Consider the following 23,429-nt stretch of genomic DNA (forward strand, 5'->3'; position numbering starts at 1 on the left):
TTGCCGAATGAAAATTGCGATCGCCCAACTGAACCCCACCATCGGGGACTTGACTGGTAATGCCGAGCGGATCCTGGTCGCAGCAGAAGAAGCGGCGATCGCCAATGTCCGCTTATTGCTCACGCCGGAACTGTCCCCTCTGTGGGTATCCCGCCCCCGGGATCTCTTGCTCCATGCGGATTTTATTGACCGGATGCAGGCCCAGCTCACGACCGTGGCGGCAAAAATTCCGCCGACCCTCGCCGTTTTAGTCGGTTTGGCGACTCCCAACCCAGAGGCGATCGCCAAGGGAGAAAAAGCCCTCCACAACAGCATCGCCCTCATTGACCAGGGGAAAGTCCAGCACATTTTCCATAAGCAACTGTTGCCCACCTACGATGTGTTCGACGAAGACCGCTATTTTGAACCCGGCAAGCAGTCCAACTGGTTTTTCCTCCATCCTAGCCCGACGGTCGCCCCTTTAAAAATTGGCGTTACCATCTGCGAAGATCTCTGGAATGACCAAGCCTTTTGGGGCAAGCGCCAGTACGAAATTAATCCCCTCGAACAATTGGCCGAGGCCGGGGTCGATTTAATCGTGAACTTGTCGGCTTCTCCCTACACCGTCGGAAAACAGCGCCTGCGGGAAGGGATGCTCCACCATGGCGCTCAACGTTACCGGACGCCCATTCTCTACGCGAACCAAGTGGGGGGGAATGACGATTTGATTTTTGACGGCGGGAGTGTGGCCTTTGACCGAGAGGGACAACTGGTTGGGCGATCGCCAAGTTTTCAAGAGTCCCTGTTGGCGGTGGAATTTAGCCCCGACCAACAAACCCTATCACTGCCCCAGGGTTTACCTGCTGCTTTTCAGCAAACCATTAGTCCCGAATATGATGCCGATGAGGCGGAAATTTTTGCGGCCCTGGTGTTGGGTCTCCGGGACTATGCCCGTAAATGCGGCTTTTCGAAAATTGTCCTGGGTTTGAGTGGTGGCATCGACTCGGCCTTGGTGGCGGCGATCGCCGTTGCAGCGGTGGGGGCTGAAAATGTGTTGGGGGTGCTCATGCCTTCCCCCTACAGTTCCGAACATTCCCTCAGCGATGCGATCGCCCTGGTGGAAAATCTCCAGATTCGCCACGAAATTATTCCCATTGAGCCAGCGATGCAAGCCTTTGAGACGATGCTGGGTGATTTATTTGCGGGCACAGAATTTGGAGTAGCCGAAGAAAATCTCCAGTCCCGCATCCGGGGAAATCTGCTGATGGCGATCGCCAATAAATTTGGTTATCTGCTGGTGTCAACGGGCAACAAGTCCGAAATGGCGGTGGGTTATTGCACCCTCTATGGCGATATGAATGGCGGCCTGGCGGTGATTGCTGATGTCCCGAAAATGCGGGTGTTTAGCCTTTGTCAATGGTTAAACCGTGACCGAGAACTCATTCCCCCGGCAATTATTACCAAACCCCCTAGTGCGGAACTGCGTCCCGACCAATTGGATCAAGACTCCTTGCCCCCCTATCCGGTGTTGGATGAGATCCTCAAACGGGTCATCCACCGCAATCAATCGGCCCCAGAACTCCACGCCGCTGGCTATGACCACGATACTGTGGCCCAGGTTTTAAAGCTCCTCCATCGCGCCGAATTTAAGCGCCGTCAAGCTGCCCCTGGTTTAAAAATTACCGATCGAGCCTTTGGTACGGGGTGGCGGATGCCCATTGCCTGCCGCTGGTGAAGCAGATCCCAAACATTAACCAACCCCAGAGATTTCAGTTGATTCCCAGGGAGCCAAACCGAGGTAACAAATGCCCTCTGGACTAACCGCAAAGCGACAGGGAAGAATTTGGATGCCGGCGGCGATCGCCTGACGGAATAGCTCTCCATATTTCGGGTCTTTGCTATCCCCAGGGGCAAATCGGGTGCAATCGCCTCGATTGATGAAATAGAGCATCACCGCTTTTGCTGCGGGCACAATGTCGATAAGTTCTTGGAGGTGCTTTTGGCCCCTGGTGGTTTCAGTATCCGGGAAAAGCGCCAGTTTTCCCTTTGTCCAGGTGGTATTTTTAACTTCCACATAAAGAGGCGATCGCCCTTCCCCTGTCAGCAGAAAATCAATGCGACTTTTGTTCTCTGTGCCATAGCGCACCTCCGGTCGCACCGTGTCGTAATGGTCGGCTAATTCAGGGATTTGCTTCGCCAAAAGCATCGCTTTGATCACCCGGTTAGGTAACGCTGTATTGACGCCGATCCAGGTCGGTTCTGGGGTGGGTAACTGGATCATCTCCCAGGTATAGGCTAGTTTGCGCTTGGGATTATCACTTTTTGAGAGCATCACCGGCGCTCCCAACTCACAAATCCCCGTCATCGGCCCCGTATTGGGACAATGGGCCGTAACGATTTCTCCGGAGGCCAATTCAATGTCTGCTAGAAAACGTTTGTAGCGTTTCCGCAGGATGCCAGGGATCAATCCAGGATAACGATAAACAAAAGGCTGTGTGGTCGCGGTCATCGGTGGAAAAATTAAGCTGGCGATCACCCCTAAAACTTGTAATGGGGATCTTGCCAATCAAAGACAGGGGGAACGTAGGTTTGATATTCCCATTCTGTGATCACATCTTCAATGCGGCGATGCACAATCCCCTGGGTGGCTGCTTTTTTGAGGGCTTTGGCCACAATGATTTTCAGGGTATCCCAATCCATATCTGGGGCATCTGATTCGATGAGGTAGGAATCCCGTAGGAGTTTTTCGAGATCCCGTAGGCAGGTTTCGGCGATTTCGTATTGGGCATATTGGGCTGGCACTAGGGGCGTTGAAGAACGCAAAGGATCCCGTTGGACAGCGGCGATCGCCTGGCGCACCGCAATATTAATTTGTTGCTTGAGATCCAGAACGCCTTTTTCTTCTTGGCGCTCTTTACCCCGTTCGCTGGAGGCATAGAGGGGAGGCACCCGGTTCAAAGCATAGGTGGCCACCTCCACCACATCAATATATTCAGCTAATTTCTGTGGGAGGCGCTTGAGTTGCCGATGGATTTCCTTGTGCACCAGGTTTTCCATAATATTTTGGTAAGCACGGCGATTACCCTTTCCTGGTGAGGGCACAAATGGCTGATTCATAACAATAGCCCCTGTAGAGCAACGGGGAATTTTTTAGCAAAGACTGCAGGTTTTGGCGAAAACAAGGGCGAAAAACACTTTTTCTTTAAGGTACCCACTTAATACTATAGTTTGCCTTCCCCGAAGACCCAGATTAAGTTAACAATTGTTGCGGTTCTTCTACACTGGCTCCGGGGGATTATTTTCGAGCATACACCGCATAAAACGGATCCCGGTGGCCCAAGCCCAACATCTGTAACAGGAGAGGCTGATCGCTACGTTGTTTCACCACAGTGGGCTTGTCAAAGCCTGGGGTCTGCTGGAAGTAACGCTGCACAAGCTGGAGGTGCTCTGCGTCGGTACTATCGCGCCAAGCGGCGATCGCCTTTTGGTAAAACATCCGATTTGAAAAACTAACAATACAAATTCCCCCTGGGGTCAGCACCCGTTGAATTTCTGCAAACACCGCCTCTGGATATTGGAGATATTGCACCGAGACCGCCACCAAAACCGCCTCAAAGCTTTGATCGGCCAAGGGTAATTTGGGATCGACATTGAGGTTTTGAACAAAATAGCGATCCAGACGACGGTTTTTCGCCAGTTCTGCCGCGTTCATTCCGTGGCCGACCACCTCCCGAAACGCGAGATCTGGCAAATGGGAGACCCAACTGCTCATCAAATCTAGAACTCGATCATTGGGCTGCAACAACGTGCCATAGAGTTGGGTTAACTGGTCAATAAAGCCATCATCTACGTGGGTCACAAACCGGGGGTAATCGTAGAAAAGCTGATCATCGCTAGAATCGAGCTTCTGCCGTTGGCTAGGGGAAAGAATCATAGAAAATGCAGCGCAAAGAATACGTTAAATTAGTGATCATGCGGGGAAACCCCCAGTCAATCTGCCCCTCAGGCACAGATGTATGGATATTTCTAAGGTAACGATTTCTTGCGGGAAAAACGACTGCCCAGGGGTAGCTTCGTTGGCCCAATCCCATTGTCCCCTCTGCCAAGCGCCGGTGGTCAAGCGCTATCTGCGGGTTGTGGGGGCCCCTCAGTTGACCCTGACGCCCCAAACTCTCGTCGGAGAAGGCGATCGCTATTGGGTGACAGAAACCCCAGATATTCTCTTAGACACAAAGCCCGCATTGCCCCCGGTACTGACTGAAACGCTCCCCCCGGCCATCGAAAGTTATCTACGGCTCTCGACCCATCTGCTCCACATTCCCAAGGTATTTGGCCTGTTGACGCCCCAGGAAGGGTGGTTACTGGAATATCCATCGGTGGCCCTCGACGAAACCGGCTATCCCCGCTGGCCAAATTTATTTATGCCCCTCACGGAGGCTTGGCAGACCGCAACCCCGCTGCAACAACTCAACTGGCTGATGCAGATTGCGGCGCTGTTACCAGATTTTGTGGAACATGGAGTGGTTCCGAGTGTTTACTATCTGGGGGACTGGGCTGTCCACGGGGGCCTTATTCAGGTGCAAAAACTGCGCTTTGAACCCAAACAGCCCTTAAATTTGGTGCGCCTGGGGAATTTGTGGGCCGAGTTACTCGAAACCGTGGCCCCTGTGATTCAACCTTTTTGTCATCGCCTCCAGCAGGGGTTAAGCCAAGGCCAGATCCAAGATCCGCAGCAGCTCTATGGGATTTTGCGCCAGGGGGTTTTGGAATTGGGGCGATCGCCCCTGGAATATCATTACCGCCTCTATACCAAAACTGACGCTGGCCCCAGCCGTGACCACAATGAGGATGCCTGTTTTCCGCCCCCCGGCAAAGTTTATCCCGATGCGCCCCTAGCGATTGTCTGTGATGGCATTGGCGGCCATGAACAGGGGGAAGTGGCCTCGGCGATCGCCATTGAGCAACTGCAAACCCAACTGGAAAATTTCACGGATCACCCACCGGAGCAGGCCGCCCAGATCCAAGAAAAATTAGCCGCCGCCGTGCTCCAGGCCAACGATGTAATTTGCGATCGCAACGACCAAGAAAATCGCCAAGACCGGAACCGCATGGGCACCACCGTTGTCATGGCCTGGGTTCATGCCCCCGAACTTTACTTGACCCACGTGGGGGATTCCCGCATTTATCGCATCACCACCACCAGTTGCCACCAACTGACCTATGACGATGACCTCGGTTCCCGGGAAGTCCGCCTTGGCTATGCCCTCTACAAAGACGCCCTGGCCTACCCTGGATCTGGGGCTTTGGTGCAAGCTTTGGGGATGAATCCGTCCCATTCCCTCCACCCCACCGTAACGTCCCTGGTGCTGGATCAAGACGCGATTTACCTCCTTTGTTCTGACGGCCTCAGTGATGATGGCCAAGTAGAAGCCCATTGGGCAGCGGAAATCGCGCCCCTAATCCAAGGCCAAAAAGATCTGGCCCAAGTGGGCGATCGCCTGATTGAAATTGCCAATACCAAGAATGGCCACGACAACAGCACCATTGCCCTGCTCCAGGTCAAGGTGCAGGGAGAAGTTCCCGAAACGCCGATTCCTTACCCGAAACTCACCCAACTACAACCGACCTTTATCCAACCCAAGGCGCCGCCCCCCGTGGCAACCCAAATGTCTCGGCTCCGGGGACGTAAAACGGCAAATTCCCCCAGTCGTCTATTGCTGATTTTGGTTGGGTGTCTGTGTTTGTTGGGGGTTGGTAGTTTGCTGTGGCAACGTTGGCAGCGGGAACCCCTAGGCAGTTCTCCCTCCACAACACCACCAACGATTAATCCTGTCCCCATTACGGATGTCACCGAAGATCCACCAACAGTAACGGTGCCCGCAGGGGAACCAGAGGAGACGACTTTACCCCTGAGCAAAAACCAAATTTTTCAGCTCCAGGAAAATCGTTCTCTCACAGCCTACGCCACACCAGAGGCGATCGCCACCACCACCGCCGATCCGTTATTAATTTTGGGGGGCAGTATTCTTCGGGTCGAACAAATCAACGGGGAAAATCAAGTGATGCTTAAACTTTGTCAAAAAGGCGATCAAAGCGCGCCTCCAAGTCGCAAACTTTTGACCGAGGGCAATAATGCTTGGGTGGCCCTTGCTGACCTAGAGGGACAATTAACCCCTGATTTTACGGTGCCTGCCGCGAATCCTTGTGTGCCATCTGCTCTGGAATAAAAATGTTGGGGCTATCGATTTTCCGGAGGCATTGCATAATGGAGGGAGATTTAAGCTCAGTGTGGCCCTGCCATTCGACAGATCTATCGCTATCAGCAGTTAGTATCTCCTGCCCTTTGCCCCAAGAATTATGGCCGAATCCCCCACGAATCCGGTGAGTGATGACACAGCCCGCACCTTCCTCAAGGCGTTGCCTTTTTTCCAGGGGCTACCGGAGGCAAGTCTACAAAAGGCGATCTCCCATCTGGTGACGCGGCCCTTCCCAGCCAACCAAATTATCCTTTTAGAAAAAGACTGGGGCGGTTCTGTTTACTTTATCCAGACGGGCTGGGTGAAAATTCGCACCTACAACCTCGATGGCAAAGAAATTACCCTGAATATCCTCGGCGCTGGGGAATTATTTGGCGAAATGGCCGCCCTCGAAGAAGCCACCCGTTCCACCGATGTGATCACCCTGACCGCCACCACCATTAGTAGTATCCCCGCCGCCGACTTCGTTGAATTGGTAAACACAGAGCCTCTGGTGGGAGTCCGTCTCGCCCAACTGATGGCCAAACGCCTCCGCCAAGTGAACCGTCGCCTCCAGGTGCGCGAAACCAATAGTCTGGCGCGAGTCGCTGATATCTTGGTCTTTTTAGCTGAAAGTCAAGGACAAGCCACAGACCAAGGGGAGATCCGCATTCCGAGTCTGCCCCATCGAGAACTGAGTAGTTTAAGTGGTCTGGCGCGGGAGACAGTCACGCGGGTTTTGACTAAGTTAGAAAAGAAAGGTTTAATTAGGCGCACCCCGGATGCTGTGTTTATCCCAAATCTGCGTGCCCTCGACGACATCATCCATTAGGCGATCGCTGTGACTGAGCATTTTTCTGATCCAAAGAATTCTCCAGAAGATATGAATTGGGTAGATTTAGATTCCCAAGCATCCCAACCCCCAAGCTCCTCCCTGACCCAGGTCAATAACCCAGATATTATTGCTCCACCCGCCCCCACCTCAGCGACAAGACATCGTAAAACCTTGGTGGTGGTCGAAACTGCTTTTTTAGCCAGCACCGCCAGCTTAATTTGGCTGATTAACTATTACTTTCCCATTGGGCCACTACTACGGCTATTTTTTCCGTTGCCCATTGCCTTGGTCTATTTGCGTTGGGGTTCCCGGGCGGCGTGGATGTCAACCCTCGTCTCTAGCTTGCTATTGTCGATTTTGATGGGGCCGACCCGTAGCATTATTTACACCATTCCCTATGGCCTGATTGGTGTGCAGTTGGGGTGGATGTGGCGACGCCAGGTGTCTTGGTATTGGTCGGTCACCCTGGGGACAATTTTGGGCACCCTCGGCTTTTTCTTTCGGGTGTGGCTATTGTCATTACTGCTCGGCGAAGACCTGTGGGTTTATGTAATCTCGCAAATTTCGGAGATGGCGGATTGGCTCTTTCTCAAGCTGGGCCTGTTGACCCAACCGAGTTTACTGGTGATTCAGCTTTTGGCCCTGGTCATGCTGACTATTAATAGTGTGTTATACCTATTCGTGGTGCATCTGGTGGCATTGTTGATGTTGGATCGTTTAGGAAATTCGATTCCGCGTCCGCCCCACTGGGTTCAGGTGTTAATTGAGTATGAAGAATAGGCTTAAGGTTTATGGGAGCGCAACTGTATCAGCAAATCCGCGAATTTTATGATGCGTCTAGTCCCCTCTGGGAATCGATCTGGGGTGAACACATGCACCACGGTTTCTATGGACTAGGGGGCACAGAACGACTCAATCGTCGGCAGGCACAAATTGAATTAATTGAAGAATTTCTGGCCTGGGGCAAAGTCGAACAAGTTGGAAATTTTGTCGATGTGGGCTGTGGTATTGGCGGCAGTACCCTCTATTTGGCTGATAAGTTTAATGCGCAGGGCGTTGGGATTACCCTCTCTCCGGTACAGGCCAATCGGGCGATCGCCAGGGCAACGGAACAGAATTTACAGGATCAGGTTGAGTTTAAAGTGGCCGATGCGTTGAATATGCCCTTTCGAGATGGGGAATTTGACCTCGTCTGGACCCTCGAAAGTGGTGAACATATGCCCAACAAGCGGCAGTTTCTCCAGGAATGCACAAGAGTACTCAAGCCGGGTGGCAAGTTATTAATGGCGACTTGGTGTCATCGACCAACGGATTCGGTAGCGGGCACCCTCACCCCTGCCGAGCAAAAGCACCTTGAAGATCTGTATCGGATTTACTGCTTGCCCTATGTGATTTCGTTGCCAGATTATCAGGCGATCGCCACCGAATGTGGTTTAGAAAATATTGAGACAGCAGATTGGTCTACCGCCGTGGCTCCCTTCTGGGATCAAGTGATCGATTCTGCCCTCACCCCAGAAGCAGTTTTTGGCATTCTCAAAGCAGGCTGGCAAACTCTGCAAGGGGCATTGGCCTTAGACTTGATGAAAAGCGGTTTTCGGCGGGGTTTAATTCGCTATGGTCTACTCCAGGCCACGAAACCAAAAGCATAAATTCCCATGGGCTCAATTTACCGCGTTTGGTCTATATTCTTCAGGAGATCTTGAGATGGTTCAAACTCCCTTAAAACAATTAACGCTCCCAGAATTCCTCTCATTACCCGAAACAAAACCAGCGGGGGAGTATATCAATGGCCAAATCATCCAAAAACCAATGCCCCAAGGAAAGCATAGTTCCATTCAAACAGAGTTGGCCTCAACAATTAACTTGAAGTTGAGATCTTCAAAAATAGCAAGAGCCTTTTCTGAACTGCGCTGTACCTTTGGCGATCGCTCTACAGTCCCTGATATTTCTGTGTTTACTTGGGCAAGAATTGTACGGGATGAAAATGGTGAGATTGCTAATGCTTTCCAGCTTGCTCCTGATTGGACAATTGAAATTCTATCGCCGGATCAAAGTCAAACGAAAGTCACGAAAAATATCTTGCACTGTCTCGATCATGGCACTGAAATGGGGTGGTTAATTGATCCTGCCGAAAGAACAATTTTTGTATATCAACCCAAACAGCAAACATTGGTTTTTGATGGGCCAACTCAGCAAATTGCTATGCCATCTTTTGCCCAGGCAATCCAGTTAACGGTCGAAGATATTTTTAGGTGGCTTTTGGAATAAATCCGGTAATTTGTTAAAAAATCAAGGCTGATTGCTTGGTTCAGGTGATCAGCTAAAAAGTAGTCTTTTCAAAGCAGCATTCAAGGCGCGATATTATTCCCTTACTGGGGCGATCGCCGCCAAGGTACTTCCCACCAAAAAAACCTCAAGGCGAAGATCCCCGCTAGCAACTGGAACCCGCCAAAAATCCCCAAGGCCCAGGCAAAGCCCCAGGTGAGCAGCTTTCCGAATAGCAAACTACCGATCCCAAACCCTGTAAAGAGAGTAAAGACCTTGAGACCCATGGTTTGACCGAGGTTGTCGTCGTCCCCCAAGTCCGTGACAATACCCACAAAAAGCGGTTGGGTCAAATCATAGCCAATGGACAAAATGACCACGGCCACCGTGGTCATCCAAGGGGTAATCGGTAAGATCATCACCAGACCCGACAGGGCCGCCATCACCAGACCTGCCGGCACTAACCAGCGTCGTCCCCAACGATCTACCGCTTTGCCAATCCAAGCACTCAGCAATAAGCCCGGCACCCCATAACCCAAAATGGTTAAACCAATATTCAAGGGACTCATGGTAAAGCGTTCCGAGAGATAAAGGCCCAACCAAGTAAAGACCCCTGCATGGTAAATCCCATTCCACAGGACATAGGCATAGGTGCGCTGACCCCGAAAGCTACGGAGCACCTGCCAGTATCCCCGGAAGATTTGCTGGATCGAAGGAGGAGATTCCTGGGGGGCTTCGTCAAACAGTGCACCATAGGGTTGCAGTCGCCACAGCACTAAACCAGCGGCGATCGCCGTGCCGATAAACAAAGTCCGCCAGCCAATAAACGGCTCTAGGATTGCGCCCCCAGCAGAACCCGCAGCCATCCCTCCTTCCATTGCCGCAAAGATTAAACCCAACATTGCGCCCCGACGCTCAAAGGGAAACAGATCTCCAATTAGAGCAAAGGTCATTGGAATAATGCCACTGGCCCCAATGCCCGTTAATAGTCGCCAAGTAGCTAATTGGGACAGATTTTGGGATGTCGCTGTTAACCCGGTACAAATTACAAAAATAATCAGTGCAACTCGAATAATTGCCCAACGACCAAAACGATCCGAGAGAATGCCATAAAAAAGAGCCATGACAGCGTAGGACAGCATATAAATCGGCACAATAAAGCCAATTTCCTGGACAGAAACGCCAAAAATCTCCGATAAACGGGGAATTAAGGGCGCAATCATGTAACCCTGTAAAAAAATCAAGCCCGCCGCCACAGCCAATAAATAAAATAAATTGCCATGACTTTTTAGCCGCAAATTCTGATCTGCGGGCTCTGTGTGACGCTGAACGTTGGCCTGTTTTTTCATGAAGAATTAAAAAGTTAGGAATTCCTAACAATATCCTAAGGGATGCTCTGGCCTAGAATAATCTTCTTAATTGCTCAAAACAGACCCAAAAAGCTTAAAACACAATGGTTTCTACCTTTAAATACATTTTTCAACAGAATTTATAATCACTCTCATTAACAATTGCAATCTTTGGGTTGATTTCATCACCGCCAACAGCACTTTTTTTTGGGAAGGTACCTTAAAAATTTGTGGCGATCGCCTGGACCGGACAAGCGGGTAAACACTGTTCGCAAACCACACATTTTTGGCGGGTAAATTTTAGTCGAAACGTTTGGGGATCTAGCGATAATGCTCCCGTCGGACAAACCCCTGTACAGAGACCACAATCCACACAAATATCTTCGTTAATCACAATTTCTTTGCTCGCGAGGGAAACTAAAATCCCCTTGCCTTTCATCCATTCCAAGGCCATCTCAATGGCATCAATATCCCCCTGGAGTTCCACCACCAACTTGCCCACCTGGTTTGGAGCGACCTGGGCGCGGATGATATTCGCCGCAATATTAAAATCCTTTGCCAAGCGATAGGTGACGGGCATTTGCACCGTGTCCTGGGGAAATGTCAGAGTCACTCGTTTTTTCATCTTAAAAATTCCCCTCGAATCTCACTTCTCTAGAATCATTCTAGTGCGGCTTTCTCACCCATGGGGACTGGCGCGATTAAGGCTCAAGTTTGGCAAAAAAAGTAAATTGTGTGTTCCCAATGAGAAAGGCGAGCAATATCTGAAGAAAGCCGTCCGTTGCCATGATGAGATGATGGGGAATTCAATTATCTTGGTTGGTAATTTGCGGGATCTGTAGAAGTTTCAGGATGATTACACAGATCCATCCGCAACTCTGTTTAATCGATGGCTTCTGCTTCAGCCGACTCCGAATTTTCAGGCGCTTCAGTTTCTGGAGCATCGAACGTTGCAAAGGCAGAGGCAAATTCTTCTAACATCACCTGTTGGGTAATTTCTATCATGGCTGGGGCTAGCTGCTCACTAAAGAGGGCTGTGGAGCGTTCTGTAAGTTCTGGAAAAGTTGCGGCAGTCTTTTGTCCGGTGGGTGTTTTATAGAAGGTGATTAAATCTTGGAGTTCGGCTTCGGTGAAATATTCGTGATAGAGCTTGAAGTCGATATCCCGCTGGAGGGCAACGAAATCAATTCTGTCTTGCATCAGGGTATAAATGCGGTCGGTGATGCGGGTGACACTTTCTTGGATAGCGGCCAGGGTTTCGGGATCTGTTTCTTCACCCAAAAAGCCATCGCCCATGGTGGTGGATTGAGCTTGGATCTGTTGCAGCATCAAGTCCAAAATCTGGGTCGCGTTTTCATCCCGGAAAGTTAAGGTGCGGAGTTCATTGATCAGGGCAGTTTTGGTTTCGCTTGGGGGTTCCGTTTCAGCAAAGACAAGGCTCGGATTTACGCTAATGGCAAAGGCGATCGCCGCCGTAGCCCAGAGAGATTTAAGAAACTTCAGGTTCATTTTGAAATTGATGGGTGAATAACGTTAAGACAAAATCACTACCATGGCGTTGATGGGGGATTTCGACTAATTTTAGACGTAAACAAAAAATGCGACCGTCCTAAGGCGATCGCATTCCGCATGATTCAAATTAAATTCAGGTCACAAAAACCAACAAAACCTTAGTAACGGGTTTGGTTGGGCTTGTAAACGATGAAGCTAACGGTTTGGCACTGCTTGATGTTGTCGAAACCAACAACACGGATGTAGCAGTCAGAATATTCACTACGGCACTCACGCACTTCGTTGAGTACTTCTTGAGCAGAGCTTGCGTTGAAAAGGGGCAGCTTCCACAGTGTCCAGTGGTGGAGTTCAGGAGTCGGATCTTTTTCGAACTCGATACCAGGAATATAGCCTTGATCCATCATGTACTGGACTTGGCGAGCGATTTGCTGGTCGCTGAGGGGGGGCAAGTAAGAAAGAGTTTCGTAACGCTTTTCTTTAGGTAAAGTTTTCATTGATTTATGTCCTCTTTATCGGATCAAAGTTTATTCAGAATCTTCTGAAGTATCAGACTCACCAGGGTTAGGTTCAGTCTGATCAGTTGATGAAGAATCAACTTGAGTTAAACGCTCTAATAAAGAACGGCGATGGTTTCCATTGGACTGCTTGATTTGGCTGAGGACCATTTCTGGCAAAAACTCCAGAACTCCTTCCGCAAGGTTTTCTCGCACCGTCAGGATTCTGAGGACGAGCTCTTTGTTTTCTAGCATCATCGCTTCGAGGTAAAGATCACTTTCCTGAATTGGATGACGTTTAGAGAACTCTCCTAGCCAAATCGCCTGTCCAGGATTGGTTTCACTAAGCTGCTGACTAATTAGACGCACCGCTTGGTAGGTCAAATAGCTTTGCAAAGTGATGGCCGTTTCCTTCGCAACTTTTTTAAACTCCATGGGAGGAAATCATCAGTGAATAGGTAGATTGTGACAAACTTCCCCATCCACTGATGCTCATCAGGAGCTTAGAGAGTGTCAACGGTATCGAATTCGAACTTGATTTCCTTCCACAGGTCGAGGGCGGCTGCCAATTCAGGCGACCACTTACCTGCTTCACGGAGGACATCATTACCTTCACGGGCCAGGCTGCGACCTTCGTTACGAGCTTGAACACAAGCTTCCAGAGCAACACGGTTTGCAGTTGCACCAGGTGCGTTACCCCAGGGGTGACCGAGGGTACCACCACCAAACTGGAGGCAGGAATCGTCGCCGAAGATTTCAACGAGGGCAGGCATGTGCCATACGTGGATACCACCGGAAGCCACAGGCATGGTGCCGGGGAGAGAAGCGTAGTCTTGGGTGAAGAATACACCGCGAGAACGATCTTCTTCAACGTAGTCTTCACGCATCAGGTCTACGAAACCGAGGGTGGCGGCGCGATCGCCTTCGAGCTTACCAACAACCGTACCGGAGTGGAGGTGGTCACCACCAGAGAGGCGGAGACACTTAGCGAGAACGCGGAAGTGAATACCGTGGTTCTTCTGACGGTCGATTACCGCGTGCATTGCCCGGTGGATGTGGAGCAGAACGCCGTTATCACGACACCACTTCGCAAGGGTAGTATTCGCAGTGAAACCACCAGTTAAGAAGTCGTGCATGATGATGGGAGTGCCGATTTCCTTAGCGAATTCAGCCCGCTTGAGCATTTCTTCGCAAGTGCCAGCGGTGACGTTAAGGTAGTGACCCTTAACTTCGTTGGTTTCAGCTTGGGATTTTTCGATAGCTTCTTGAACGAACAGGAAGCGATCGCGCCAACGCATGAAAGGCTGAGAGTTGATGTTTTCGTCATCTTTGGTGAAGTCAAGACCACCACGGAGACATTCATAAACCGCACGACCGTAGTTCTTCGCAGACAGACCGAGCTTCGGCTTAATCGTACAACCGAGGAGAGGACGACCATACTTGTTGAGGAGGTCACGCTCTACAGTGATCCCGTGGGGAGGCCCTTGGTAAGTTTTGATTAACGCAACGGGGAAGCGGATATCTTCGAGGCGCAGGGCACGCAGCGCTTTAAAACCGAATACGTTACCAACCAAGGAAGTCAAAACGTTGGTTACAGAACCTTCTTCAAACAGATCGAGGGGGTAAGCAACGAAACAGAAATATTGGTTGTCTTCACCGGGAACGGGTTCAACATTGTAGCAACGACCCTTGTAGCGGTCGAGGTCAGTTAAACCATCGGTCCATACAGTGGTCCAAGTACCGGTAGAAGATTCAGCCGCAACAGCCGCAGCACATTCTTCGGGGGGGACTCCAGGTTGGGGAGTCATCCGGAAACAAGCGAGTAAGTCGGTATCTTTCGGGGTGTAATCGGGGGTGTAGTAAGTCAGGCGGTAGTCCTGTACACCGGCATTAAACCCAGCAGATTTGGTCTGAACCATGCGGTTTTCCTCCAGCAAAAATGCTTATCTTTAACAGACAAATACCAGTAACGGTATTGTTGGTCGAAAACTTCAAAAATCTTACGTTGGCAAAACTGCTTTTTAAAATTCTGAAGATTCAAGTCTTATGACTTTCTTTAATCTGTGGGATATGTTACCACAGCCTCGACTTATTTTTATCTTTTAGCAACAAAAAAAGATTGCTTTTGTTTTTTGGGCTGATTAGCATTTCTAATGCTGTTTGATGGGCCTATTTTACCCTTACAAAAATACCTAAAAAAGCCATAAAATCCCGCTCGAATTCAGCCATGCTACCTAATGAGACATTGGGCTAAAACCGTTTTCTGTCGGGATCTTTAGAGAGGGAAAGCGTTCAAATGAGATGAATTAAGTATTTATGTTTCTCAACAATCTCCTTTAAGAACTTTAAACATTTAATTTTCACTCAAGCAATCATGAAAGTTTTGTGGGGCTAAGGCTCATCTGGTTGATTTGGGGTATTGAGAGAATTTTGGTGAGGGAATAGGGTCATTAATAGTTGATTGATATAAACTTGCCCGACAACTGGTGTTTTTTCGCCCGATTCTAGGGATTCCTTTGATTCTGGAACCGTCGGCATCACTTCGGTGTTTGGTGTTTCAGTTGGAGGGGATCCTGCTTCTGGTGGGGGCTGGACATTGGGACGATTGCTGCTGCTAGTGGGCGATCGCCCTGGTGGCGAAAAGGTTGTGGCAGTCTGGTTAGTTGTATCTTCTGCCTGCCAAGGATCGAGGGGTTGGGTTGTCGATTGATTCGCGGGTTTTGGCGGTTGAGTCTGGTAAGAAGCGGTGGTTTCTTGGCGGGACGGATCGCCGATGAGGCTTTGGGGCGGGAGAATTGCGGCGGCGGCGATCGCCGCTTGAAATAGGGTAGAGCCATAACCTAAGCAGGCATTTTCTCCCACTGAGCATTGGCCAATGATCAGGCAGCCTGCCCCGATAATCGCGCCGGCATGGATCTCGATGTTGCCGCCGTGGGCCTGGATAATCGCACCTGCACCAATACAAGCACCAGTGGCGATCGCCACATAATTGCCTTCGGTTGCTTGCAGAATAACACCGGGGGCAATAACCGCACGGGGATGAATCCTTACATCGCCACTAATTTGAATATCTGGATGGGTAATTGCCTGGAAAGTCACAATGATTCTGTCAACGGTGATTCAATTAATCACAGGTGGGGTAAGGGTTGGGGGATAGACATTCGTTTTCTCCCCCATAACGAAGTGGTCGCGTTACACAACCTAGGGGCGTTGGATAATTTCCTCAAGCACCCGTCGTTTAGCCGCTTCATCGACACCAATCATGCGGACATATTCGCCACTGTGCTCCTGGAGACAACCTTCGAGGTGACGTAAAACTTCTGCCTCTTGGGTGCTGTCAATGGTGCCACAACTACTCCAGGACTTAACACGGAAACGGCGCTTATCGGCGTGTTCTGTTCCAATCTTGTAGCCTTGCATCAAAAGCGAACGGACTTTAGAAACCACATCCCCACTGAGACTCCCGCTACTGTGACCCCCGAAACCATTGCTGCTTGGGGCTGCTTTCGTGCCTCCCGAAAAACTACTGGTTGCGGTTGCTGTCTGGACAGGCGCATTGTTGCCAGGGCGTTGGATGATGATCTCTGCGGCCCGTGTTTTGGAGTTGGGGTCAACGGCGATTAACTGGACATATTCGTTGGGGAACTGGGCGGCGATCGCCTGGATATTTGCCAAAATCTGATTAGCAGAATGACCCTCCACAAAGCCTGCCCCTAGCCAAGACTGGGTTTTAAAACGGCGAGTGCTGGCGTGTTCTGCCGTAAAGCTACAACCCTGGGAAGCCAGAGCCGCGATTTGCCCTGCCACATCACCACCCGAGGCCGTGTTAACCACCTTGTTGCCGCTGCGACGGGCGGAGGCTGTTGCCTTAGTAGATAGAGTCCCCGTTTCCCCAGGACGCTGGACGATTAATTCCGCTACCCGAAATTTGCTGTGGGGGTCAACGGCAATGACTTGCACATACTCATTGGGATATTGACCCAACAAGCCATTAACGTTGGTAATGATTTGTTCCGCAGAATGACCTTCGACAAAACCGGCGCTCAACCAAGATTGCGTCTTAAAACGACGGGTATTGGCATGTTCAGCGGTAAAGCTACAGCCCTGGGACGCTAAAGCATGGATCTGAGACGTTAAATCGCCCCCAACCGCTGCCGCTTGACTTCCCGCACTGGTGCCGTTGCTGCGGTTGCCGTTATTGCTGTAACTAGCCGTTGTCGATGTTTGGACTGGGGCACTATCGCCTGGACGTTGCACAACAATTTCTGCCGCCCTTGATTTGCTATTGGGAGCCACAGCGATTAACTGGACATATTCCCCGGCATGATCAGCCAGCACCCGGTTCAAGTTACCAATAATTTGATCGGCAGAATGACCTTCGACAAAACCAGCACTCAACCAAGATTTGGTTTTGAAGCGCCGCTTGTTGGCATATTCTGCGGTGAAGGTGCACCCTTGGGCGGCAAGGCCACGCACCTGATTGTAAAGATCTCCGTTTAAACTCATATTTCCCACCGATTGATGTTCGCTAGTACCGCTTGTATTTGTAGAAGAAGAGGGGGTTGGTTGCTGGTTGGCAGCAATTCGTGAACCATTATTAGTGGCCCCTGGGGAGACCTCCCGTAATGCTTCATTGATTTCCACCACCTGTTTGGCAAAGGCGCGATCGGCCTCGGTCACATTGGAGAGGCGCTCCACCTGCTGCTGGTTCGTAATCACAGCTCCCGAAGGCACATACTTGCCGGGGGGAATGTCCACATCTTGAACGAGGGCGTGCATCATGATGACACAACCATCACCGATGCGGGCATTAAACACTGTGGAACGAAAACCAACAAAGCAATCGTTGCCAATGTAGGCGGGACCATGGACAAGGGCCATGTGGGTAATACAGCTGCGATCGCCAATCCAGACAGAATAGTCATGGCCATCTGCCCCAACGACACGGCCCTGCTCCAAACCATGGATCACAACGCCATCTTGGATATTGGTTGCTGCCCCGATATGGAAAGGTGCGCCCTCATCTGCCCGAATAGACGTTCCCGGAGAAATGAGCACATGTTCGCAAACTGTGACATCACCAATTAAATTCGAGAAAGAATGCACATAGGCACTTTCGTGAATCTTTGGTTCAGCTAAGTCCTTAGACCAAGGTGTTGGGGGAGCCGCGGTACTGCGGACTACCATGAATCAATCCCTCCTATCAATGTCATTGATTGCTTCTCTCGCTAGCTTTTAACCATCCGCCATAAATTGCTTGAGATTACCAAACGAGCCACGCATTGACTTTGGGTAGTCCGGCTGGAAAGGATTCAGACCATTTAGCCTGCATCTTTCTTGCTGTAAAGGGAACGATTATCGACGTTGACCGTATCAATGATGCCAATGACCATCGCATCTAGGGGTCTTCCCTCCATTCCCGTTTCGGTACGGGCAGCACCACCACGACTGACCAAAACCCATTCATTGACGCCAGCGCCTACGAGATCTCCTGCCACTTCATATTTAGGAAGGGGCTGACCCTGTTCATCTATAAATTGAACGAGCAAAAATTTAATCCCCCGGAGGCTTTCTGCTTTGTAGGTGCTGACGACAGTGCCACGTACTTTGGCAATTTGCATGAAAATTTATAACTAAAAATTTTTTTATTAAAAAATTACACTCTTCTCAGAGGTTGGGGATTCACGCTTTCACGAAACTGTTCTACGGCTTCGGTGTACCGGATCGGCAGAACGTATTCGAGGTTCTCGTGGGGACGGGCGATGATGTGGGTAGAAAGCACTTGGCCACCGTTGACGCGGCTGACATTATCAGTACCGGCAGAAACGGAAGCTTGGACTTCAGAAACATCACCACGGACAATTACGGTAACGCGGCCACTACCGATTTTTTCGTAACCAACGAGGGTTACACGGGCGGCTTTTACCATCGCGTCAGCAGCTTCTACAACTGCGGGGAAACCGAGGGTTTCTACCATTCCGACTGCAATAGACATTGAGTTTTTCTCCTCTTGCTTTTAATTAATAGTTTCTGGAAATCACAGAGGATGCGTGACCGAAAAAAGAATGGCGATCGCCCCTCTGTCCCAGGGTTAATAGGTTCTGAATTGTTCTACTTCTTCGGTGTAGCGAATCGGCAAGACGTATTCGAGGTTTTCGTGGGGACGGGCGATGATGTGGGTAGAAAGCACTTCACCACCATTGACACGGTTGGCGCTCTCAATGCCAGCGGAAACGGAGGCTTGGACTTCAGAAACATCACCACGGACAATCACAGTAACGCGGCCACTACCGATTTTTTCGTAACCAACGAGGGTTACACGGGCGGCTTTTACCATCGCGTCAGCAGCTTCTACAACTGCGGGGAAACCGCGGGTTTCAATCATTCCAACTGCAATAGGCATCTAATTTATCCTCGCTTATCAAGCTTAATGTCTTAAAAATACTAAGGAACAGGCGTCCCCCTGGGAGTTTGGTCTGCTTCTAGTTGGGATAACGGAAGCGGCATAAGACCGACCACTTGCCTCTGCGCAGGGGTTAGGGTCCTTTACAGGCTTTATAGTGGACAAGGCGATCGCCAGGAATCGCGTTTGCTACTAATTTTGATTTTGGCAAGCTATGAAGAGCATAAGCAACAATGGCACCTTTGACAACATAAACTGCAATGATATTTCGTAATACCAAGGTTAAGTAGAGTCAATGCTTCATCGTTTAAATAGACAGGGGTTTCTAGAAGAAGTTGCCCAAAGGTCAGAGGACTAAGCTTTTCGCTGTTGAATGAAGGCGATCGCCTGTTGGAGCGCATCTAAACGATTTGTTACACGATTGCGGGGTGGCAGCAACTTTAACACTTCTAATTTCCTCAGGCGATCGCGCACCTGGCCCATGGCCCCCACTAAAAACACTTCCCGTCCCCGACCGTGGGCATCCCGGATCATCGTCTCCACCGCCAGGGAGGCCGTCACTCCCATCCGGGGTACCTCACTGAGGTCTAAAATTAAAACCTCGTATTTTTCAACGATGGCCATCCGTTGGGCAATCCCTTTCGCTGCCCCAAAGCTCATGGGGCCACCTAAACAAAAAAGAATAATGTGTCCCTGGGCCTGGTGTAACAGTTCCCGTTCGCGCTCATTTAACGTATTTGTATCGGCCCCAGCAGTGATGGTTTCTAGCCGCTGCATTTGCAAATCTGTGAGGCTTTTGACCGTCAGGAGATTCGCCACAAAAACCCCCGCTGCCACCGCCGTGATCAAATCGACAAAGACGGTTAACAATAAAACACCATACATTAATCCCGTCGCTTTCCAGGAAATTTTGTGGGCCCGTTTCAAGAAACTCCAATCAATAATGTCAATGCCCACCTTGATCAAAATGCCCGCTAAGACCGCATGGGGGATGGGGGCCGTGAGGGGGGCCGCCCCAAGTAAAATCACCAATAACACCAAAGCATGGAGCATGCCTGCAAGGTTGCTTTTGCCCCCAGAGCGCACATTGATCACTGTCCGCATCGTTGCCCCAGCCCCCGGTAGTCCTCCCACAAAGCCAGAGAGAAAATTGCCAATGCCTTGGCCGATTAATTCTTGATCGGAGTCGTGCTGGGTACGGGTGATATTGTCCGCAACTAAAGAAGTCAGAAGCGAATCAATGGCGCCTAGGGTACCGAGGATCACGCCATAGCCAAGCATTTGACGCAACAGAGGCAGGCTGAAATAGGGCCAATGGAGGGTCGGAAAACCCTGGGGAATGTCGCCAATGCGCGCCAAGTCAGGATTGGGAATTAACAGAGATAAAATCGTGCAGATGACCAGAGCAAGGAGGGGAGAGGGGACAAGACGATTGAGCCGGGCCGGTGAAGCAAATACAATCGCCAAAGTCAGAAGGCCCAGGGCCGTGGCCCCGAGGTAAGGATGGGTTAGATCGTAGGGAATTTCTTGAACGGCCCCTAAAATATTCGCGCCGCCGGGATAACCAAGCAAGGGGCCAAACTGAAGCACAACAATGATCACACCAATCCCAGACATAAACCCAGAAATGACGGTGTAGGGAATCAGGGTGATGTATTTTCCCAGGCGCAGGATGCCTAGAAGGATCTGAAAGAGACCCCCCAACATGACCACGGTGAAGGCGATCGCTAGGCCTGTGGCCGGATCATCAGCGGTCCTCGCGGCGGCGGTCAAAACTGTTGCCATCACCACCGTCATCGGCCCCGTAGGTCCCGTGATCTGGGCTGGGGTTCCCCCAAACAACGCGGCAAAAAATCCAGTACAAATGGCCCCATACATTCCGGCGATCGCCCCGGCTCCGGAAGAAACCCCAAAGGCAAGGGCAAGGGGGAGTGCGACAATGGCCGCCGTTAGCCCCCCAAAAAAATCACCACGCCAATGTCTAAAGGTTGGGCGGGAGATCCAATGCCCGATATTTGCGATTGATGCCATGGAGAGGTTTACTCCAACGAATGAGTTGGTGACGGGAAAGCGGCCCGCTGGGCATCAACTCAAAGTTATCTTTTTAGAATTTCAAATTGACGGTCAACAGCCACTACGCCAATCATAGAAGTGGTTCCCCTCGGCTGAATTTTAAGAAACATCAAAGGGTCGGCAAAGGCTGACATTTCGACTTAATAATTAACAAAACCATGTAGGCGATCGCCAAATTATTATTTCTTAACGCTATGCCAATTAAGCATCGTTATCACCACAAAAAAGCCTCAAACCTTTGGGAAATCGCCATCTAATCGATTACACTCTCTTACAAAGACTGTAGACCGACGATTTGAAATATTTTCTGGCCAATCCACCCAATGCCAACCAACCTTCTGTTGTGATTTTCTAGACACCCTCCATGAGTGAATTTCTTTTACAAAGCGTATGGCTAGTTCCAGTCTACGGAATTACGGGGGCACTCTTGACCTTGCCTTGGTCCCTCGGGTTAATTCGGCGCACCGGGCCTCGACCTGCCGCCTATCTCAACCTGATCATGACCTTTTTGGGTCTTTTACACGGTTCCTTTGCCTTCGCTTCCCTTTGGAACATGCCCCCCCAACAACTATCACTGGAGTGGCTCCAGGTTGCCGATCTAAATCTTTCCCTGGTTATTGAAATTTCTCCGGTTAACCTCGGCGCAATGGAACTGGTGACTGGCATTTGTTTCATGGCCCAACTCTACGGCCTTGGGTACCTAGAAAAGGATTGGTCTATTGCCCGCTTCTATGGCTTGATGGGCTTTTTTGAGGCGGCCCTATCGGGTTTGGCCATTAGCGACTCGCTGCTCTTGAGCTATGGCCTGTTGGAAGTATTAACCCTTTCTACTTATTTATTAGTTGGTTTTTGGTACGCCCAACCCCTGGTCGTGACAGCGGCTAGGGATGCTTTTTTGACCAAACGGGTCGGCGATATCTTGCTCTTGATGGGCATTGTTGCTTTGTCTAGCTATGGTACGGGGCTCACTTTTAGTGAACTAGAAACTTGGGCGGCGAATCCCCCCTTGCCCCCCTGGGAAGCCAGTCTCGTGGGCCTTGCGCTCATTTCCGGGCCGATTGGTAAATGTGCCCAGTTCCCGTTGAACCTCTGGCTTGATGAAGCGATGGAAGGGCCAAACCCAGCGGGGATTATTCGTAATTCGGTGGTGGTTTCTGCGGGGGCCTATGTACTGCTCAAAATGGAGCCCGTTTTTACGATTACGCCGATCACCTCCGACGCTTTGATTATTATCGGTACCGTAACTACGGTGGGGGCTTCGTTGGTTGCCCTAGCTCAAATTGATATTAAGCGGGCCTTATCCCATTCCACCAGTGCTTACCTTGGTTTGGTGTTTATTGCGGTGGGGTTAAATCAAGTCGATATTGCCCTGTTGCTTTTGCTAACCCATGCGATCGCCAAAGCGCTCTTATTTATGAGTATTGGTGCGGTTATTCTCAATACCCACGGTCAAAATATTACGGAAATGGGTGGCCTCTGGTCACGGATGCCGGCAACCACTAGTGCCTTTGTGGTGGGGTCAGCGGGGCTTGTGTGCCTCTTTCCCCTGGGGACGTTTTGGACGATGCGCCGTTGGGTCGATGGTTTTTGGGATACACCCCCGTGGCTCGTGCTGCTCCTCGTGGGAGTAAACTTCTGCTCCAGTTTTAATCTGACCAGGGTCTTTCGTTCTGTTTTCCTCGGTGCCCCCAAGCCAAAAACGCGGCGATCGCCTGAGGTGGTCTGGCAAATGGCTGTGCCCATGGTGAGTCTGATCCTAATGACCCTGATGGTGCCCTTCTTTTTGCACCAATGGCAATTGCTCTTTAACCCATCCCTGCCGACCCTTGTTGAACGGCCGCTCATCGTGACTTTAGCAATACCAGCACTGATGATCACTGGGGGCCTCGGCTTAGTCGCTGGTCTAACGATTACTTTGAATCCTTCCCTGAGTCGTCCCCGACAGCTTTATCTGCGCTTTTTGCAGGATTTGCTGGCCTACGATTTTTACATTGACCGCATTTACAACGTGACAGTGGTTTGGCTGGTCACAACCCTTTCAAAACTCGCCGCTTGGTTTGATCGCTACGTTGTGGATGGTTTTGTCAACTTGACAGGTTTGGCGACACTTTTTAGTGGAAGCGCCCTGCGTTACAACGTTTCGGGACAGTCTCAATTCTATGTTTTGACGATTGTTTTAGGGATGATCCTCGGCCTAGTCTGGTTTATGGCCACGGGTCAATGGACGATGATTACGGATTTTTGGTCGAATCAGTTGGCCTAAGGAGTTTCCCCCTTTGTTGT

22 protein-coding genes are annotated in these 23,429 nt (G+C 50.4%); 7 read left to right on the forward strand and 15 right to left on the reverse strand.

The window, feature by feature from the left end:
• Positions 1 to 7 precede the first annotated feature (7 nt).
• Positions 8 to 1,714, forward strand: a complete 1,707-nt coding sequence (locus AACQ84_RS09090) for an NAD+ synthase (RefSeq protein ID WP_012307395.1) — start codon at positions 8 to 10, stop codon at positions 1,712 to 1,714.
• A gap of 15 nt (positions 1,715 to 1,729) precedes the next feature.
• Here the strand turns inward: AACQ84_RS09090 and sfsA are convergent, their stop codons facing one another.
• From sfsA to AACQ84_RS09105, 3 genes are all read right to left on the reverse strand, one after another.
• Positions 1,730 to 2,488 (reverse strand): DNA/RNA nuclease SfsA, encoded by a 759-nt coding sequence (sfsA, locus tag AACQ84_RS09095; RefSeq protein ID WP_012307396.1) that lies wholly within the window; start codon positions 2,486 to 2,488, stop codon positions 1,730 to 1,732.
• 29 nt (positions 2,489 to 2,517) lie between these two features.
• Positions 2,518 to 3,096, reverse strand: a complete 579-nt coding sequence (locus AACQ84_RS09100; protein ID WP_012307397.1) for a late competence development ComFB family protein — start codon at positions 3,094 to 3,096, stop codon at positions 2,518 to 2,520.
• Positions 3,097 to 3,274: 178 nt separating this feature from the next.
• On the reverse strand, positions 3,275 to 3,913 hold the full coding sequence (locus AACQ84_RS09105) for a class I SAM-dependent methyltransferase (RefSeq protein ID WP_012307398.1): 639 nt from the start codon (positions 3,911 to 3,913) through the stop codon (positions 3,275 to 3,277).
• 82 nt (positions 3,914 to 3,995) lie between these two features.
• Between AACQ84_RS09105 and AACQ84_RS09110 the strand changes: the two genes are divergently transcribed.
• From AACQ84_RS09110 to AACQ84_RS09130, 5 genes are all read left to right on the forward strand, one after another.
• Entirely contained in the window at positions 3,996 to 6,206 is a 2,211-nt protein-coding gene (locus AACQ84_RS09110) for a PP2C family protein-serine/threonine phosphatase (protein WP_012307399.1), read from the forward strand.
• Between the two features lie 130 nt (positions 6,207 to 6,336).
• Positions 6,337 to 7,047 (forward strand): Crp/Fnr family transcriptional regulator, encoded by a 711-nt coding sequence (locus tag AACQ84_RS09115; protein WP_012307400.1) that lies wholly within the window; start codon positions 6,337 to 6,339, stop codon positions 7,045 to 7,047.
• Positions 7,048 to 7,098: 51 nt separating this feature from the next.
• Positions 7,099 to 7,830, forward strand: a complete 732-nt coding sequence (locus AACQ84_RS09120; RefSeq protein ID WP_012307401.1) for a DUF2232 domain-containing protein — start codon at positions 7,099 to 7,101, stop codon at positions 7,828 to 7,830.
• An 11-nt stretch (positions 7,831 to 7,841) separates the two neighbouring features.
• Positions 7,842 to 8,699, forward strand: coding sequence for a methyltransferase domain-containing protein (locus AACQ84_RS09125; RefSeq protein WP_012307402.1), 858 nt, complete (start codon positions 7,842 to 7,844; stop codon positions 8,697 to 8,699).
• 55 nt (positions 8,700 to 8,754) lie between these two features.
• Complete coding sequence (locus tag AACQ84_RS09130) at positions 8,755 to 9,318, forward strand: Uma2 family endonuclease (RefSeq protein WP_012307403.1); 564 nt, start codon at positions 8,755 to 8,757, stop codon at positions 9,316 to 9,318.
• Positions 9,319 to 9,419: 101 nt separating this feature from the next.
• Here the strand turns inward: AACQ84_RS09130 and AACQ84_RS09135 are convergent, their stop codons facing one another.
• The 12 genes from AACQ84_RS09135 to AACQ84_RS09190 form a co-directional block, all read right to left on the reverse strand.
• Positions 9,420 to 10,664, reverse strand: coding sequence for an MFS transporter (locus AACQ84_RS09135; RefSeq protein WP_012307404.1), 1,245 nt, complete (start codon positions 10,662 to 10,664; stop codon positions 9,420 to 9,422).
• A 220-nt stretch (positions 10,665 to 10,884) separates the two neighbouring features.
• Positions 10,885 to 11,289 (reverse strand): NIL domain-containing protein, encoded by a 405-nt coding sequence (locus tag AACQ84_RS09140; RefSeq protein WP_012307405.1) that lies wholly within the window; start codon positions 11,287 to 11,289, stop codon positions 10,885 to 10,887.
• A 257-nt stretch (positions 11,290 to 11,546) separates the two neighbouring features.
• The gene (locus AACQ84_RS09145; protein WP_012307406.1) at positions 11,547 to 12,173 is read right to left on the reverse strand and encodes a DUF2059 domain-containing protein; all 627 of its coding nucleotides are present in this window, start codon (positions 12,171 to 12,173) and stop codon (positions 11,547 to 11,549) included.
• A 161-nt stretch (positions 12,174 to 12,334) separates the two neighbouring features.
• Positions 12,335 to 12,670, reverse strand: coding sequence for a ribulose bisphosphate carboxylase small subunit (locus tag AACQ84_RS09150; RefSeq protein ID WP_012307407.1), 336 nt, complete (start codon positions 12,668 to 12,670; stop codon positions 12,335 to 12,337).
• 30 nt (positions 12,671 to 12,700) lie between these two features.
• Positions 12,701 to 13,105 (reverse strand): chaperonin family protein RbcX, encoded by a 405-nt coding sequence (locus AACQ84_RS09155; RefSeq protein WP_012307408.1) that lies wholly within the window; start codon positions 13,103 to 13,105, stop codon positions 12,701 to 12,703.
• 68 nt (positions 13,106 to 13,173) lie between these two features.
• Positions 13,174 to 14,589, reverse strand: coding sequence for a form I ribulose bisphosphate carboxylase large subunit (locus AACQ84_RS09160; protein WP_012307409.1), 1,416 nt, complete (start codon positions 14,587 to 14,589; stop codon positions 13,174 to 13,176).
• A 472-nt stretch (positions 14,590 to 15,061) separates the two neighbouring features.
• Positions 15,062 to 15,769 (reverse strand): carbon dioxide concentrating mechanism protein, encoded by a 708-nt coding sequence (locus AACQ84_RS09165; RefSeq protein WP_012307410.1) that lies wholly within the window; start codon positions 15,767 to 15,769, stop codon positions 15,062 to 15,064.
• Positions 15,770 to 15,871: 102 nt separating this feature from the next.
• Complete coding sequence (locus tag AACQ84_RS09170) at positions 15,872 to 17,857, reverse strand: ribulose bisphosphate carboxylase small subunit (protein WP_012307411.1); 1,986 nt, start codon at positions 17,855 to 17,857, stop codon at positions 15,872 to 15,874.
• A 134-nt stretch (positions 17,858 to 17,991) separates the two neighbouring features.
• A complete protein-coding gene (locus AACQ84_RS09175; RefSeq protein WP_012307412.1) occupies positions 17,992 to 18,291 on the reverse strand; it encodes a EutN/CcmL family microcompartment protein in 300 nt (99 codons plus the stop codon).
• Positions 18,292 to 18,326: 35 nt separating this feature from the next.
• Complete coding sequence (locus tag AACQ84_RS09180; protein ID WP_012307413.1) at positions 18,327 to 18,665, reverse strand: carbon dioxide-concentrating mechanism protein CcmK; 339 nt, start codon at positions 18,663 to 18,665, stop codon at positions 18,327 to 18,329.
• A gap of 96 nt (positions 18,666 to 18,761) precedes the next feature.
• Positions 18,762 to 19,073 carry a carbon dioxide-concentrating mechanism protein CcmK gene (locus AACQ84_RS09185; protein ID WP_012307414.1) on the reverse strand — a complete coding sequence of 104 codons (312 nt, stop codon included), beginning with the start codon at positions 19,071 to 19,073 and terminating at the stop codon, positions 18,762 to 18,764.
• 354 nt (positions 19,074 to 19,427) lie between these two features.
• On the reverse strand, positions 19,428 to 21,104 hold the full coding sequence (locus AACQ84_RS09190; protein WP_012307415.1) for a SulP family inorganic anion transporter: 1,677 nt from the start codon (positions 21,102 to 21,104) through the stop codon (positions 19,428 to 19,430).
• A gap of 406 nt (positions 21,105 to 21,510) precedes the next feature.
• On the opposite strand from AACQ84_RS09190, the gene AACQ84_RS09195 reads away from it, so the two are divergent.
• Positions 21,511 to 23,409, forward strand: coding sequence for an NAD(P)H-quinone oxidoreductase subunit F (locus AACQ84_RS09195; protein WP_012307416.1), 1,899 nt, complete (start codon positions 21,511 to 21,513; stop codon positions 23,407 to 23,409).
• Positions 23,410 to 23,429: the final 20 nt, after the last annotated feature.

Source organism: Picosynechococcus sp. PCC 7002 (assembly GCF_963860125.1).
GTDB lineage: Bacteria > Cyanobacteriota > Cyanobacteriia > Cyanobacteriales > MRBY01 > MRBY01.

What these genes read in the sequence shown, in the direction of transcription:
- AACQ84_RS09090 (WP_012307395.1), top strand. Translation starts at nt 8, where the DNA reads ATGAAAATTGCGATCGCCCAACTGAACCCCACCATCGGGGACTTGACT.
- sfsA (WP_012307396.1), bottom strand. Translation starts at nt 2,488, where the DNA reads ATGACCGCGACCACACAGCCTTTTGTTTATCGTTATCCTGGATTGATC.
- AACQ84_RS09100 (WP_012307397.1), bottom strand. Translation starts at nt 3,096, where the DNA reads ATGAATCAGCCATTTGTGCCCTCACCAGGAAAGGGTAATCGCCGTGCT.
- AACQ84_RS09105 (WP_012307398.1), bottom strand. Translation starts at nt 3,913, where the DNA reads ATGATTCTTTCCCCTAGCCAACGGCAGAAGCTCGATTCTAGCGATGAT.
- AACQ84_RS09110 (WP_012307399.1), top strand. Translation starts at nt 3,996, where the DNA reads ATGGATATTTCTAAGGTAACGATTTCTTGCGGGAAAAACGACTGCCCA.
- AACQ84_RS09115 (WP_012307400.1), top strand. Translation starts at nt 6,337, where the DNA reads ATGGCCGAATCCCCCACGAATCCGGTGAGTGATGACACAGCCCGCACC.
- AACQ84_RS09120 (WP_012307401.1), top strand. Translation starts at nt 7,099, where the DNA reads ATGAATTGGGTAGATTTAGATTCCCAAGCATCCCAACCCCCAAGCTCC.
- AACQ84_RS09125 (WP_012307402.1), top strand. Translation starts at nt 7,842, where the DNA reads ATGGGAGCGCAACTGTATCAGCAAATCCGCGAATTTTATGATGCGTCT.
- AACQ84_RS09130 (WP_012307403.1), top strand. Translation starts at nt 8,755, where the DNA reads ATGGTTCAAACTCCCTTAAAACAATTAACGCTCCCAGAATTCCTCTCA.
- AACQ84_RS09135 (WP_012307404.1), bottom strand. Translation starts at nt 10,664, where the DNA reads ATGAAAAAACAGGCCAACGTTCAGCGTCACACAGAGCCCGCAGATCAG.
- AACQ84_RS09140 (WP_012307405.1), bottom strand. Translation starts at nt 11,289, where the DNA reads ATGAAAAAACGAGTGACTCTGACATTTCCCCAGGACACGGTGCAAATG.
- AACQ84_RS09145 (WP_012307406.1), bottom strand. Translation starts at nt 12,173, where the DNA reads ATGAACCTGAAGTTTCTTAAATCTCTCTGGGCTACGGCGGCGATCGCC.
- AACQ84_RS09150 (WP_012307407.1), bottom strand. Translation starts at nt 12,670, where the DNA reads ATGAAAACTTTACCTAAAGAAAAGCGTTACGAAACTCTTTCTTACTTG.
- AACQ84_RS09155 (WP_012307408.1), bottom strand. Translation starts at nt 13,105, where the DNA reads ATGGAGTTTAAAAAAGTTGCGAAGGAAACGGCCATCACTTTGCAAAGC.
- AACQ84_RS09160 (WP_012307409.1), bottom strand. Translation starts at nt 14,589, where the DNA reads ATGGTTCAGACCAAATCTGCTGGGTTTAATGCCGGTGTACAGGACTAC.
- AACQ84_RS09170 (WP_012307411.1), bottom strand. Translation starts at nt 17,857, where the DNA reads ATGGTAGTCCGCAGTACCGCGGCTCCCCCAACACCTTGGTCTAAGGAC.
- AACQ84_RS09175 (WP_012307412.1), bottom strand. Translation starts at nt 18,291, where the DNA reads ATGCAAATTGCCAAAGTACGTGGCACTGTCGTCAGCACCTACAAAGCA.
- AACQ84_RS09180 (WP_012307413.1), bottom strand. Translation starts at nt 18,665, where the DNA reads ATGTCTATTGCAGTCGGAATGGTAGAAACCCTCGGTTTCCCCGCAGTT.
- AACQ84_RS09185 (WP_012307414.1), bottom strand. Translation starts at nt 19,073, where the DNA reads ATGCCTATTGCAGTTGGAATGATTGAAACCCGCGGTTTCCCCGCAGTT.
- AACQ84_RS09190 (WP_012307415.1), bottom strand. Translation starts at nt 21,104, where the DNA reads ATGGCATCAATCGCAAATATCGGGCATTGGATCTCCCGCCCAACCTTT.
- AACQ84_RS09195 (WP_012307416.1), top strand. Translation starts at nt 21,511, where the DNA reads ATGAGTGAATTTCTTTTACAAAGCGTATGGCTAGTTCCAGTCTACGGA.